Source organism: Orlajensenia flava (genome assembly GCF_004801905.1).
GTDB lineage: Bacteria > Actinomycetota > Actinomycetes > Actinomycetales > Microbacteriaceae > Orlajensenia > Orlajensenia flava.
The window spans coordinates 1-13,936 of record NZ_SSSN01000012.1 but is presented as its reverse complement, the minus strand read 5'-3'; the positions used below and the strand labels follow the sequence as shown (position 1 = coordinate 13,936).

Genomic DNA, 13,936 nt, shown 5'->3' with positions numbered 1-13,936 from the left:
ATCTCTCCTGGTTCCGTGCCGGATGCGGCTCGGAACACGCTACTCCAGGTGCCCGTCCTCGGCCGCACGTCGGATGAGGTCGACCTTGCGGCTGGCCGGCCTCCCGGCCTTCTGGTACTTCTCCCGCACCCGGCGGAGGTAGGTCTTGGCCGTCTCGTACTTGACGTGCATCCGCGCGGCCACCTCCGCCGTGGAGAGCCCGCTCACGTAGAGCCGCAGGGCTTGCGTCTCGCCGAGACTCAGGTGAGGACCGTTCACCGGGCTCACCCGTCCACTACCGGGAGCGAGTTGAACGGAGTCGCCGTTCGGCTCCGGCATCCGCAAGGCCGCCCGCACGGTGCCGATCATCGACTTCATCGGCACGCTCTTGCCCACGAAGGCGATCGCTCCCGCAACGGTGGCGCGCTCGCGGGCATCATCGGTGTCGAGGGCGCTGATGACCACCACCTTGCAGCCGGCCGCACGACAGGTGCGGATGCGCGCTTCGATCGAGACCGGCTCGACGAGCTGGAAATCCATGATGACGAGGTCGACCGGGAAGGCCTCGCTGCGCACGAAGTCGACCCATCGCGGGGCGGTCAGCGACAGACGGAAGTCGGGCGCGTTCTCACGGATCCAGCTCGACATCGAGTCGAGCAGCAGTTCGTGGTCGTCGAGCAGGCCGACGCGCACGGGGTGAGTTCCCCAGACCGCCTCACGACCCGACATAGTCGAATTGTACCGTCAGGTCTGTTTCGGCCCAGTTGCAGCGCACCCCCAGAAAGAGAACGCGGATGACGCTGACGTACTGCTTCACCAGGCGATTGATGCCGCGCCCGCGCAGGGCCGTGGACGCGTTCACCCGCACCCGGCTGCGGTCATCCGTCGTCGTATCGATGGACACGGACACCGCGTCGACATCAGGGTGATCGCACAGGCCGAGCACGAGCGCGGTGAACGCCGCCCGCTGCTCCGCGCCCATCGTCGACGCGCGACCGGCAGGATCGGTCACGAGCGGCACCTGCGAGCGCCGGGAGCGTTGGCGTTCGACGAGGTCATCGAGCCAACTGCGATCGAGCTCCTCGACGAGGGTTCCACGCAGGGCGCGGGAGAGCTCACGCGCCCGATCGACGTCGGCCGTACTCACCTCATCCGCAGCGACGACCCGCAGCAGGAACGGCAGTGCGTCGCGAGAGAGCAGGGTCACCTGCTCCTGCTGGACGGATCGCGCGACGCCACGCCGTTCATCCAGGTCGGCGGCCAGCACCGCTCGGGTGGCCGTTCGCTGCCACAACTGCACGCTGCGGGCGAACTGCTCGCCGAACGCCGCCCCGGCCAGGCCGAGGGCGAGCACCGGCACCGTCACCACGACGACGTACTCGGCGAACGGCACCTGCACCGCCAGCGAAGCGGCCTGAGGCCACACGAGCAGGCTCAGTCCCACGGCCGACGCCGCGGCGGCGACCACGATGCTCGCCGCCGGGCGGTAGGGCGACAGCGTGACGAGCAGGAGTCCGAGCAGAAGGGGCCCGAAGTCGTCCTGCAGCAGTTCGTTGCGCCCCAACCGGCTGGCGGTCTCGAGGATGGCCGCGCAGAAGGCCAGGATGACGGCGGCGATGCCGGTTCCGGCCAGCATCGGCGCGCCAGCCGGGCGAGCGCCGGCGATCACGAGCGCCCATGTGATGGCGACGACCACCACCGCGCCGATCGCCGCAGCCGGGTCCACCACCTGGTTCCACTGCACGACGGTCGCCACCACCGCGTACCCGACGGCGACGACGCTCGCCGCTGCCGTGAACGGCCACGCCGCGAGCGTGCCGAGCGGATCGAGGCGTTGCGGGCTGACCAACCAGGACGACCCGGACGGACGGGAGTAGGAGACACGCGTGAACGGGTTCACAGGCCGACGTCTTGTCGTGCATCCCCGGCATCGAGCGGGCCGGTGATCGAGCCGGCACCGCCCGGGTGGACGCCGGTGATCGCGGCGACGGATGCGGTCCCGGTGCGCAGAACGGTGGTGCGGGGAACGGTCAGCATGACCGAGGTTCCCTCGCCGGGGCTCGACCACACCTGGACCTCGCCGCCCACGTCGACGATGCGCTGGCGGATGGAGTGACGCAGGCCGATGTGCGAGGTCTGCTCGGTGGGCGTGAAACCGGCGCCGGCATCGGCGACCATGACGGAGACCTCGCCATCCGTCGCCATGATGGCGATCTCGACCCGATCGACGCCGGCATGCCGTTCGACGTTGGCGAGACACTGGCGCACGGCCAGCCCGAGCGCGGCGGCGGTGTCCGACGGCAGAATGGCGACGACCTGCCGGTCGCCGGCGACGTCGACCCGGAGGCCGCCCAGCCGAGCCGCATCGATGGAGTCGGCCAACGGCGTCGCGGCCCATTCCTGCGCGGACGCCGCATACGCGGCCTCCTGGCTGACCAGCCAGTCTCCGCCGACCAGCCCGTCGAGGTCGCGTGAGACGAGCGAGCGCATCCGTGGGTCGAGCGGTCCCGGCTCCGCCGCGGCGATGCTGATGAGGTGGCTGAGGACGGTGTCATGCATGAGCGAGGTGGCGCGGGCCTCGAGATCGCGGCGGAGGGCGAACGCGTTGTTGTCCCGGGCGGCGCGCAGGATGGACGGTTGCGCCGCACGATTCACGCGTCGGTTGACCGCCTCGAGGAACAGCACGCTCACGAGGAAGAGGTAGGTGAGCGGAACGAACCAGTCGAGGCGATACGTCTGCCCCGTCACGAGGCACGCTGCGATGATGGCCCCTTCGCCCACCAGCAGTCCGCCGGTGGCCCACAGAACGCCTCGGGCCGAGCCGACTCCTGTTGCTCCGACCATCACGAGCGCCATCGCCGGAAGGGCGACGATCAACATGCTGCTGGAGGGGAAGGCCGTCCGGTCGCCGAAGATCGTCACGGTGTAGACGAAGCTAGACAATCCGCCGATCACGAGGTAGCCGGTCGCCGCGAGCGATGTGCGATTGGTGGCGAGGGTCGCCAGCAGGAGTCCCATCGGCACCAGCGCGATGACCGTGGGCCAGAGCGCCTCGGTCGGGCGCGCGGCACTCAGCGCTATGGCTGCTACGAGAGCCCCGATGAGACACACCGATCCGAACAGGTGAGCCGCCCTGGCCAGGGCGCGATTGAGGGTGTCGTCAGCCAGATGATCCGGTAGACCGAGCGCCATATTTCGCCCCTCCCCCGGCTATTCCACTCCGGACGAGCCCGATTGCCCCCCGGCTGCGCCGAAATGTACCCCGATTGGGGACGTTTCGGGCGCGTCGGTCGCGAGAGCACAGAGGGGCTGGTTCAGAACAGGGTGGGTTCGGGATCCGCTTGCGACAGCACACCGCCCGTAGCCGGCGAGGTGCGGATGCGGTCGAGTCCGTGGGCGCGCTGGATGGGACGCACGCGTTCGGCCAGCCATTCCCGGTACTCCTTCGGCCCGTATGTCGTTCTGTACATGGCGCGATAACGCGGCACCAGTTCGGGATGCTCGCGCTCCAGCCACAGCATGAACCACTCCTTCACCCCCGGCTTGAGGTGCAGCGCGGAGTGCGCGACCCCGGTGGCGCCCGCCGCCTTCGCCCGGCCCATGGCCTCGTCGAGGTGCGCTTTCGTGTCGGTGAGGAACGGCAGGATCGGCATCATGAACACCGTGCAGTCGAGACCCGCGTTGCGCACGGCCGTGACCGTCGCCAGCCGCGCGGTCGTCGAGGGCGTCCCCGGCTCCACCGACTGCTGGAGCTCGTCGTCGTACACCGCGATCGACATGGCGATGTCGACGGGAACCCGAGTCGCGGCATCCGCCAGTAGGCCCAGATCGCGACGCAGGAGCGTGCCCTTCGTGAGGATGCTCAGCGGCGTTCCGCTCTCGGCGAGGGCGCCGATGATGCCGGGCATGAGGGAGTAGCGACCCTCCGCACGCTGGTACGGATCGGTATTGGTGCCGAGAGCCACCGGATGCCGCTGCCAACTCGGACGCCCGAGCTCCTTGCGCAGCACCTCGGCGACATTGACTTTGACGATGATCTGCCGATCGAAGTCGTCGCCCCCGTCCAGGTCGAGGTAGGTGTGCGTCGGCCTCGCGAAGCAATAGGCGCAAGCATGGGAACATCCTCGATACGGATTCACCGTCCACTCCAGCGGAATTCGCATCTGACCGGGGACCTTGTTGAGGGCTGACTTCGCGAGCACCTCGTGGAAGGTGATGCCGGCGAATTCGGGGGTCTGCACCGAACGCACCAGATTGTTCAGCTTGACGAGTCCCGGCAGTGCCGCGTCGTTCTCGACTCCGAGTTCCTGACCACTCCATCGCATATCTCCATTAGAACATAGTTTCGAATGTCTGCGCCATTCCGATCCACAGGTCCGCCTTCACGACGAGCCGATCAGCTCGAGCTCCTCCCCTGACCAGCGCCTCCGCAGCCACCGATCGTGACTGGCGATGACGACCGCACCGGGATAGCTCTCGAGCGCCTCCTCCAGCTCGGTCGCCAGTCCGAGCGAGAGATGATTCGTCGGCTCGTCGAGCAGGAATACATGCGGGGGCCGGGCGATGACGAGAGCCAGGGCGAGACGACGCTGCTGACCGACGGAGAGGGCGCCCACCGGGCGGTTCTCATCCCGAGGCGGCAAAAGCCCCAGACTCGACAGCGGGACCTGCTCGACCCTCCGCTCACCGAGCGTCGTCGCATACAGCTCCCGCGCTGAGCGGGTCGGGTCGGGGAACCGCACGTCCTGTTCGAGCAGTCCGACCCGCAACCCTCTGCGTCGATGCACGGTGCCGGCATCCGTCTCGAGGCGCGCGGCCAGAACGCCGAGCAGTGTCGACTTTCCGGCCCCGTTGGCGCCCGTGACGAGCATCCGGGAGCGTGGTTCGACCCGCAGCGAGACGGCGGCGAGCCGCCCGGCGACGGCGACGCCGGCGAGCTGGAGCAGCACCCCGTCGGCGAGCACCTGGGATCCGGTGGGAATGCCGGCGAAGCGCAGCACGGCGGGCGGCTTGCGGACCTGGTCACGCTCCAGGCTCGCCAGGCGCTGCTCCGCGTTGTGCACCCGCCGCGCGATGGCCTGATCGTTGCGGGCTCCCTTGAATCCCTGGATGAACTTGTCGTTGTCGCGAGGACCTCGGCCGTGCGCCACCGTGCGAGCGGTCACAGCCACCGTCCGCCGCAGCACGCCCAGTCTCTCTTGCTCATCGTCGTACTGCCGTTGCCAGCGCTCGCGCTCCTCGGCCTTGTGCGAACGGTAGTCGCTGAAGCCGCCGCCGAAGACCGTGACGGATGCGCCGCGTCCGTCGTGGAGCGATCGTGCGGCATCAAGATCGACGAGCCCGGTCGCAACCGAATCGAGGAAGCTTCGATCGTGACTCGCGATGAGGACCGGCCCGACCCACGCGCGCAACTGCACCTCGAGGAAAGCCGCAGCCTGGTCGTCCAGGTGATTGGTCGGCTCGTCGAGCAGCAGGGCATCCGGTCGCTGCAGCAGCAACGCGGCGAGCGCCACCCGGCTGCGCTGCCCGCCCGAGATCTCCCCGAGCCGTCGCCGCAGACCGATCGCCGACACCCCGAGACCATCTCGGAGGGCGTCTCGGCGCGCATCCGCCCCCCAGACATCAGCGCGCTCAGCGGCCTCGAGCGCGGCGGAATACCGCTCGGCTGCTGTCGTATCGTCGGCGTGCATTGCCGATGCCGCCGACTCGAGCTCGCGCTCGATGGAACGGATGTCGGCGAGCGCGTCCTCGAAGACGGCGCCGACGGTCTCACCGGGGTCGAAGAGGAGCTCCTGCCAGAGCATCCCGGTGCGCAGGGGCCGCGTGATGATGCCGCGATCCGGTGTCTCGGTGCCCGCCAGCACGCGCAGGAGGGTGGACTTGCCCGCGCCGTTCTCGCCGATGAGCCCGATGCGCTCGGTGGCGCCGACGGCGAGACCCACATCGGAGAGCACGCGGCGGTCGCCGTAGGAGTGCGAGAGTCCGTCGACGCGGAGGTGATCGGAATGGATGGGTCGCATGAGACCGCCTTTTCGGCCCGCCGCGAGCCGATCGACGACGCGGATGCGCGCGAACTCGGCTACAGCGGGTGGTGAATCCCGCCGGGCACTCGCCGCGATCGTTCGTCACCACCCCACGGCCGCGTCGAGATCGGGACGCGGCGCGGATGATCATTGTCGCTGAATACGCATATGCGCGGGCGACCGATGCATCCGCCGGGGGGAGGCCGAACGTCTACGGCGCCTCGGGCGCGGGACGGATCGGCGGTTCTACTTCATGGCGACGCCGACGCTAGCACGCCCGGTCGCCGGCCGTCCAGCAGCGGCAGACGTCAGGCGGTGACGGCCTCGCGCCGCTCGTTCGCGCCGATCGCCGCTGCGGGGGCTGGCAGGCCGAGGACGGATGCGGTATGCGCGAGCGATTCAGCGGCCAGCTCCGGCTTGTCGTTGAGCGTCACGCCGAAGTGCGGGACCATCTCGCGCAGCTTCGGCTCCCAGCCGGGGAACTCGGCGGGGAAGCACCGCTGGAGCACGTCGAGCATGATCGGCGCGGCCGTCGAGGCTCCCGGGGACGCGCCGAGGAGCCCGGCGATGGTGCCATCCGCTCCGGTGATGACCTCGGTGCCGAACTGCAGCACGCCGCCCTTCTTCGCGTCCTTCTTCATGACCTGCACGCGCTGGCCGGCCGTGATGAGCTCCCAGTCGGCATCTTTCGCGCTCGGCATGAACGCCCGCAGCGCGGCCATCTTCTTGCGACGACCGGCGAGGAGCTCGCCGACGAGGTACTTGATGAGGTCGAAGTTGTGACCGGCGACGGCGAGCATCGGCCAGATGTTGTGCCAGCGGATGGAGAACGGCAGGTCGAACCAGGTCGAGGATTTCAGGAACTTCGGGGTGAAGCCGGCGTACGGGCCGAACAGCAGGGACGCCTCGCCGTCGACCACGCGGGTGTCGAGGTGCGGCACCGACATGGGCGGAGCTCCCACCGCCGCCTTGCCGTAGACCTTGGCCTGGTGCTGGGCGACAACCTTGGGGTTGGAGGTCTTGAAGAACTGCCCGCTGATCGGGAAACCGCCGAACCCTTTGATCTCGTCGATGCCGGACTGCTGCAGCAGCGCGAGCGCCCCGCCGCCGGCTCCGACGAAGACGAACCGCGCGTTGACCGTCGCGCTGTTGCGACCGACCGTGTGCAGCACCTTCACGCGCCAGGTGCCATCCTTCTGACGCTTCAACCCGGTGACCTGGTGGTTCAAGTGGATCTCTCCGCCGTGACGCTCGACATCCGAGAACAGCAGGCGCGTGAGCGAGCCGAAGTCGACATCCGTGCCAGAGTCGATGCGGGTGGCTGCGATGCGCTGGCGGGAGTCGCGCTGCTTCGCGATCAGCGGCGTCCACTCGGCGATCTTCGCGGGGTCGCTGCTGAACTGCATCCCCTCGAACAGTGGCTGGTCCTTGAGCGCCTCGTAACGACGCTCCAGGTACTCGATGTCTCTGGAGCCGTGCACGAACGTCATGTGCGGCGTCGTGTTGATGAAGCGCTTCGGGTCGGGCAGGGCGCCGATCGAGACGAGGTGCGCCCAGAGCTGGCGACTGGTCTGGAACTGCTCGTTGATGCTGATGGCCTTGGCCGGGTCGACCGACCCGTCAGCTCCCTCGGGCATGTAGTTGAGCTCGCACAGGGCGGCATGGCCGGTGCCGGCGTTATTCCACGGGTTCGAGGACTCCTGGGCGACGTCGCCGAGTCGCTCGTAGACGCGGATCGTCCAGTCGGGCTGCACCTGCGTGATGATGGTCGCGAGCGTAGCGCTCATGATGCCGCCACCGATGAGGACGACGTCGATGGGGGCGGGAGAAGTCACGGTCTCCAGTCTAAACCGTCACCGTCGAGCCTTCGGCCGGAGCATCGAACGCTGAGAACGGATGGCGGCGCGCGCTATCCGAGAACCGGGAGGCCGCGCTCGTCGAGCGGCCAGAACGGGTTGTGGGCGAGCTCCCAGAGGTTTCCGTCGGGGTCCGCGACGTACCCGCTGTACCCGCCCCATTCGGTCTCGGTCGGCGCCTTGCTGACCGCTCCCCCGGCCGCGAGCCACTCCGCGCAGGCGTCGTCGACGGCGGAGCGCGACTCCAGGTTGATGGACAGCGCGACCGCGCGGAAGGCCGGCGCGCTGGCGTGCATCGTCGATACGCCGGCTTCCGCCGCCAGTTCTCCGGTCTTCCAGAGCCCCAGCACCCCGCCGGCCGTGGTGAAGAAGGTCACGTCGCCCTCGGCCGAATGGCTCGACGGCACCCAGCCGATCGCCCGGTAGAAAGCTGTCGACGCGATGACGTCGGCGACCCCCAGTGTGACGAGAGAATAGCGCTGGGGAATGGTCATGGGGCTCCTCGAGGTGAACGGCTTGCACAGACGCTAGCCGGGATCGCCTGTACTGCCTAGTCCGGCCGGCTCAGGAGCTCGCACCGGCGATGATGAGACCCACGCCGGCCGTGACGAGACCGACGGTGAGGACGACGACGCCCACCCAGAGCAGGGCGATGAGGCGGCTCGGCTTCTGCGGGTCCCGCCCGATGACCGAGAGGAAGAAGCCGGCGGGCATGAGGATGGCGGCGATCGGCACGGCCGTGCGCCCGACCCACATCCAGAAGCCGGTGAGGTGCGTCTGATCGATCACCCCGAGGATGGCGAGGCCGAGCACCAGCAGGACCGCGGCGTGGGCATGACCGGCGCGGAAGAAGCCGGTCTGGAGGGCATTGGCGGGAACGCGGCCGCGGACGACCTTGGTGAGGAAGTACCCGCCTGACTCGACCGTGACGAGCGCGAGCAGCAGGATTCCGGCGAGCGTGACGCTGGAGGACGACATGGCCGATCCTTTCCGTGTTGTGCGGCGAGGCGGGTTGGATAGTTGTACTATCTAGATATTAGATAGCTTCACTATCCAGCGTCAAGGGAGTTCTGTGCGCGTCTCCGAACTGGCCTCAGAGTCGGGCGTCGCCGTTGCGACGATCAAGTACTACCTGAGGGAGGGCCTCCTGGCGCCCGGCGCGGCCACGTCGTCGACGGGAGCCTCGTACACCGAGGAGCACCTGCGCCGGCTCCGGGTCATCCGCGCCCTCACCGGCTCCGCGGGGCTCAGCGTGCACCGAACGCGCGAGATCCTCGCCATCATCGACTCGCCGCAACCCGACCTCTACGACACCCTCGGCCGAGCGGTCGCCGCCCTTCCCCCCTACCCGGACCCCGAACTGCACACGGACCACCCCCGAGCGCGCGCGGTGCTCGAGCGGCTGGGCCAGCTCTACGACCCCGGATACGCCGCCGTCGCGCAGTTGGAGGACGCCCTTCGCGCGGCCGAGGAGGCCGGCGTGGCCATCGACGACGAACGCATCGACGTCTACGGCACGCACCTGCGGGCGATCGCGGAATTCGATGTGGCACGGATGCCGCAGGGCGCGCCATCGTCCTCGATCGAGTACGCGGTTCTGGGAACGGCCCTCTACGAGCCGATCATCCTCGCACTGAGACGACTGGCCCATCAGGACGTCGCGGCCCGCACGCTGGGCTGACTCAGAGCGCGATCGTCTCCAGGGCCGCGTCCATCTTATCGGCCATCGCCGCGTACCCGGCATCGTTCGGATGGAGTCCGTCGGAGGCCATCCACTCCGGATGCCCCTCGATCCAATGCGAGGCGCCTGATAGGTAGTCGGCGTCGATGCGGGCGGCACCGGCCTTAACCCAGCCGATGATCTCGCCGAGAGACGTCGGCCGCTCGTCGGTGTACCAGAACGGCTCGACCACGACGATGCGGGCGTTCGGTAGCTCTTTCGCGAGCCGCGAGAAGTCGACGCGGATGGCGCTCTGGATGTCGGCAGCATGCTCGGGCATGGAGAAGTTGTCGTTCAGCCCCATCGTCACGATGACGATGTTCGGATGCGCCGCGATGACGGTATCGAGTTCGTCGACGCTCTGCAGGCTCCGATTGTTCACGAAGCCGAGTCCGTTGGTGCTCGGGTTGACCTCGTTCCACCCCCGCTCGCGGCAGATGATGCTCGACCAGCGCTTCGCCGGATCGCTCGCTCCCGTGCCCAGCGTGTACGAGTCGCCGTAGAACGCGACGACGGGACCGCCCGCGACCGAGGGCGCTGCGCTGCTCGGCGCAGCCGGGTCGACGGATGCGCAACCGGCCAGCAGGCCCACCGTGACGAGGGCGGTGACGACGAGGGAGAGGATGCGCATACCTCCTGTTCGTACCCGACTCCGCAGGCGGATGGCCCACGCCCGCACCCCCCATTCGGGGTGCATTCATCGTGCGTCGGTCATCCGTTCACGGGGATTTGGCTTGCGGCTGCTGACCTATGGATCGCCTGTGGATCTCACGGCAACGCCCTATGGCGGACCTCGCTCAGTGGAGAAGACATGTCACTCGGAAATTCCCGCCGCCTCGCGCGCGGCGGCGCGATCATCGGCGGCCTCGGCCTGGCCGTGGCGCTCGTCGCCGGAACCGGCCTCGCGGCCAGCGGCTCATCCGCGCCCACCCCCGACCAGCCGGGCGGTGCCGCTCGAAACGTCAACCTCGGCCTCAAGGACGCCAAGGCGATCGCCTCGTCGCTGCTGCCGATCCCCGCCCGCAACGTCATCCTCCTCATCGGCGACGGCATGGGCGACAGCGAGATCACCATCGCCCGCGACTACCTCTACGGCGCGGGCGGAACGCTGCCCGGCATCGACGCCCTCCCCATCACCGGCCAGTACACGACGTACTCGCTCTACAAGGACGGCGACCCCAACGCCGGCAAGCCCGATTACGACCCAGACTCGGCCTCGACCGGAACGGCCTGGGCCACGGGCACCAAGACGTATGACAACGCGATCGGCGTCGACATCCACGGTGCCGCACACAGCAACCTGCTCGAACTGGCCAAGGCCAGCGGCCTGCGCACGGGCGACGTGACGACGGCGGAGATCCAGGATGCCACCCCCGCCGTGCAGCTCGCCCATGTCGCGGCCCGCAGCTGCTACGGTCCCGACAGCCCGACCTGCGGCGCTGACGCGCTCGTGGCCGGTGGCGCCGGTTCGATCACCGAGCAGCTGCTCGACACCCGTCCCGACCTGGCGATCGGCGGCGGCTCGGCCACGTTCGCCCAGACGGCGAAGGCCGGTGAGTGGAACGGGATGACGCTGCTCGACCAAGCCGGCGACCGGGGCTACCAGGTCGTCACCGACAAGGCCGCCCTGACATCCGTCACCATCGCCAACCAGGACAAGCCGGTGCTGGGGCTGCTCGCCTCCGGCAACCTGCCCACCCGGTTCGCGGCCTCGTCGGCATCCATCGGCGGATCGGGTGCTCCGACCGGCGAGACCTGCCAGCCCAACCCCGACTACCTCGGTGCCGGGGCGACGCTGAAGGACCTCACCTCGAAGTCCATCTCGCTGCTCAACGACAAGAAGGCCAAGAAGGGCTTCTTCCTCCAGATCGAAGGGGCGTCCATCGACAAGCGCGACCACGCGGCAGACGCCTGCGGCCAGATCGGCGAGACGCAGGACTTCGACGAGGCCGTCCAGGCCGCGCTGGCGTTCGCGAAGGCCGACCGGAACACGCTCGTCATCACCACGGCCGACCACGCCCACTCCAGCCAGATCGTGGATGGCGCCACTCCCGGCCTCGGCACCACGCTGACGACGGCTGATGGAACGCCGCTGCGCATCTCGTACGGCACGGCGGCCGCCGGCGGTTCGCAGCAGCACACCGGAACCCAGCTGCGCATCGCGGCCTACGGCCCCAGTGCGATCGGAGTGCTCGGGCTGACCGACCAGACCGACACCTTCTTCACGATCGCCAACGCGCTCAAGCTCGACACGCGCGTGAAGGTCGGCTGGCCGGTGCTCCACGGCCCCGGATCGGGCAAGCCGTGGAACCAGAAGGGGTGGAAGGGCTCCGGTCACTGAGCGGGCACTGAGCGCCTCGCGCGCACTATTCAGGAGCGGAGCCGCGTGTCGCGGATGCCCGGGGCCTTCCCGGGGCCGCGACTCGCCTCCGCTCCTGAATTGCGCGGCGGACAGACCCGCGAGCGAGAGGCGCGGTCAGGCTGAGCTCGGCCAGGCAGGGGTAGGTCAGGCTCAGGCCGGCTGCACCGCGAGTCGCTTGGCCGCGATGAGCTCGGCGATCTGCACGGCGTTCAGCGCGGCGCCCTTGCGCAGGTTGTCGTTCGAGATGAACAGGGCGAGCCCGCGTCCGTCCGGCACGCCCGGATCCTGACGGATGCGGCCGACGTAGCTCGGGTCGGTGCCGGCCGCCTGGAGGGGCGTTGGCACGTCCACGAGTGCGACACCGGGCGCGTCGGAGAGCAGTTGCTGGGCGCGCTCGACCGAGAGCGGGTTGGCGAACTCGGCGTTGACCGACAGCGAGTGTCCCGTGAAGACGGGCACGCGAACGCAGGTGCCGCTCACCAGCAGACCGGGCAGGTCGAGGATCTTGCGGCTCTCGTTGCGCAGCTTCTTCTCCTCGTCGGTCTCGAAGTCGCCGTCGTCGACGATGGAGCCGGCGAGCGGGATGACGTCGAATGCGATGGTGCGCGGGAAGGTCTTGGCCGCGGGAAACTCGACGGCGCCGCCGTCGTGGACGAGCAGGATGGTGTCCTGCTCGACGGCTGCGCGCGCCTGCTCGAGGAGCTCGTCGCCGCCCACGAGACCGGCACCCGACACGGCTTGGTAGGTCGAGACGATGAGACGCTCCAGACCGGCTTCGTCGTGCAGCGCCTTGAGCACCGGCATGGCGGCCATCGTCGTGCAATTGGGGTTGGCGATGATGCCCTTGCGGGCCATGTCGATCGCCTCGGGGTTGACCTCGCTCACGACGAGGGGAACCGCGGGGTCCATCCGCCAACCGCTGGAGTTGTCGATCACCGTCACGCCCGCTGCCGCGAAGCGGGGCGCCTGCTCCTGTGAGAGGGTCGCTCCGGCCGAGAAGATCGCCACGTCGAGTCCGGTGGGGTCAGCGGTGGAGGCATCCTCCACGACGATGTGCTCGTCCTTCCACGGCAGGGTGCTGCCGGCGGAGCGCGCGGAGGCGAAGTAGCGGATGCTGGCGACCGGGAAGTCTCGCTCGTCTAGCAGGCGCCGGACGACGGCACCGACCTGCCCGGTCGCGCCGACGACGCCGATGTTGAGTCCTGCTGCGTTGCTCACGTGCTGCCTCTCGTTCGTGCTACCAGTGTCTCAGCGTCCGGTGCCGCCATGCACGACGGCGTCGCCCTCGCCGTCGAGGCCGAACGCGGTGTGCACGGCGCGTACGGCGTCGTTGATGCTCGCCGCGCGCGTGACGACCGAGATGCGGATCTCGCTGGTCGAGATCATCTCGATGTTGATGCCCGCGTCGTAGAGCGACTCGAACAACTTCGCCGAGATACCGGATGCGCTGCGCATCGCGTTGCCGACGATCGCGAGCTTGCCGATCTGGTCGTCGTACTGCAGGTTCTCGAAGCCGACGCCCTCCTGCGCGTTGCGCAGTGCGGTGATGGCCTTCTCGCCGTCGGCCTTCGGAAGGGTGAAGGAGATGTCGGTGCGGCCCGTCGCCGCCGCAGAGACGTTCTGCACGATCATGTCGACGTTGGCGTTGGTGTTGGCGACGATCTTGAAGATCTTGGCCGCGGCGCCCGGGATGTCGGGCACGCCGACGACGGTGATCTTGGCTTCGCTCAGGTCGGCGGCGACGCCGGCGATGACGGATTCTTCCATGAACGTTTCTCCCTCGGGGGACGCTTGGGGGTCGTAGACGATGGTGCCCTCGGTGTAGCTGAACGACGAGCGCACGTGCAGGGTGACGCCGTGACGGCGGGCATATTCCACCGCGCGGATATGAAGCACCTTGGCGCCGGATGCCGCGAGCTCGAGCATCTCTTCGCTCGTGATGCGGTCGAGCTTGCGGGCCTTCGGCACCACTCGTGGGTCGGCCGTGAAGACGCCG

13 protein-coding genes are annotated in these 13,936 nt (G+C 68.7%); 2 read left to right on the top strand and 11 right to left on the bottom strand.

The features are described from left to right. Positions 1-39 precede the first annotated feature (39 nt). From E6C70_RS13945 to E6C70_RS13910, 8 genes are all read right to left on the bottom strand, one after another. Positions 40-708, bottom strand: a complete 669-nt coding sequence (locus E6C70_RS13945; protein WP_136425166.1) for a response regulator transcription factor — start codon at positions 706-708, stop codon at positions 40-42. Next, positions 695-1,879, bottom strand: coding sequence for a hypothetical protein (locus tag E6C70_RS13940; protein ID WP_136425165.1), 1,185 nt, complete (start codon positions 1,877-1,879; stop codon positions 695-697). Before E6C70_RS13940 ends, E6C70_RS13945 begins: the two co-directional genes overlap by 14 nt. Then, positions 1,876-3,171 carry a sensor histidine kinase gene (locus E6C70_RS13935; protein ID WP_136425164.1) on the bottom strand — a complete coding sequence of 432 codons (1,296 nt, stop codon included), beginning with the start codon at positions 3,169-3,171 and terminating at the stop codon, positions 1,876-1,878. The genes E6C70_RS13940 and E6C70_RS13935 overlap by 4 nt, the downstream gene beginning before the upstream one ends. A gap of 122 nt (positions 3,172-3,293) precedes the next feature. After that, the gene (locus E6C70_RS13930) at positions 3,294-4,304 is read right to left on the bottom strand and encodes an Rv2578c family radical SAM protein (protein WP_136425163.1); all 1,011 of its coding nucleotides are present in this window, start codon (positions 4,302-4,304) and stop codon (positions 3,294-3,296) included. Positions 4,305-4,361: 57 nt separating this feature from the next. Further along, on the bottom strand, positions 4,362-5,999 hold the full coding sequence (locus tag E6C70_RS13925; RefSeq protein WP_136425162.1) for an ABC-F family ATP-binding cassette domain-containing protein: 1,638 nt from the start codon (positions 5,997-5,999) through the stop codon (positions 4,362-4,364). A gap of 311 nt (positions 6,000-6,310) precedes the next feature. After that, positions 6,311-7,837 (bottom strand): malate:quinone oxidoreductase, encoded by a 1,527-nt coding sequence (locus tag E6C70_RS13920; RefSeq protein WP_268895967.1) that lies wholly within the window; start codon positions 7,835-7,837, stop codon positions 6,311-6,313. 74 nt (positions 7,838-7,911) lie between these two features. After that, positions 7,912-8,352, bottom strand: a complete 441-nt coding sequence (locus E6C70_RS13915; RefSeq protein WP_136425161.1) for a VOC family protein — start codon at positions 8,350-8,352, stop codon at positions 7,912-7,914. Positions 8,353-8,422: 70 nt separating this feature from the next. After that, positions 8,423-8,836, bottom strand: a complete 414-nt coding sequence (locus E6C70_RS13910) for a hypothetical protein (protein WP_136425160.1) — start codon at positions 8,834-8,836, stop codon at positions 8,423-8,425. Between the two features lie 94 nt (positions 8,837-8,930). Between E6C70_RS13910 and E6C70_RS13905 the strand changes: the two genes are divergently transcribed. Next, on the top strand, positions 8,931-9,539 hold the full coding sequence (locus tag E6C70_RS13905; RefSeq protein WP_136425159.1) for a MerR family transcriptional regulator: 609 nt from the start codon (positions 8,931-8,933) through the stop codon (positions 9,537-9,539). Position 9,540: 1 nt separating this feature from the next. On the opposite strand, the gene E6C70_RS13900 is transcribed toward E6C70_RS13905, so the two are convergent. Further along, positions 9,541-10,209 (bottom strand): SGNH/GDSL hydrolase family protein, encoded by a 669-nt coding sequence (locus E6C70_RS13900; protein ID WP_136425158.1) that lies wholly within the window; start codon positions 10,207-10,209, stop codon positions 9,541-9,543. 180 nt (positions 10,210-10,389) lie between these two features. Here E6C70_RS13900 and phoA point away from each other — a divergent pair, with 180 nt between their 5' ends. Beyond that, positions 10,390-11,919 (top strand): alkaline phosphatase, encoded by a 1,530-nt coding sequence (gene phoA / locus E6C70_RS13895; protein WP_136425157.1) that lies wholly within the window; start codon positions 10,390-10,392, stop codon positions 11,917-11,919. 171 nt (positions 11,920-12,090) lie between these two features. Here the strand turns inward: phoA and E6C70_RS13890 are convergent, their stop codons facing one another. Continuing rightward, positions 12,091-13,158, bottom strand: coding sequence for an aspartate-semialdehyde dehydrogenase (locus E6C70_RS13890; RefSeq protein ID WP_136425156.1), 1,068 nt, complete (start codon positions 13,156-13,158; stop codon positions 12,091-12,093). 30 nt (positions 13,159-13,188) lie between these two features. Further along, a partial coding sequence (locus E6C70_RS13885) for an aspartate kinase (protein ID WP_136425155.1) occupies positions 13,189-13,936 on the bottom strand: 748 nt, incomplete at its 5' end.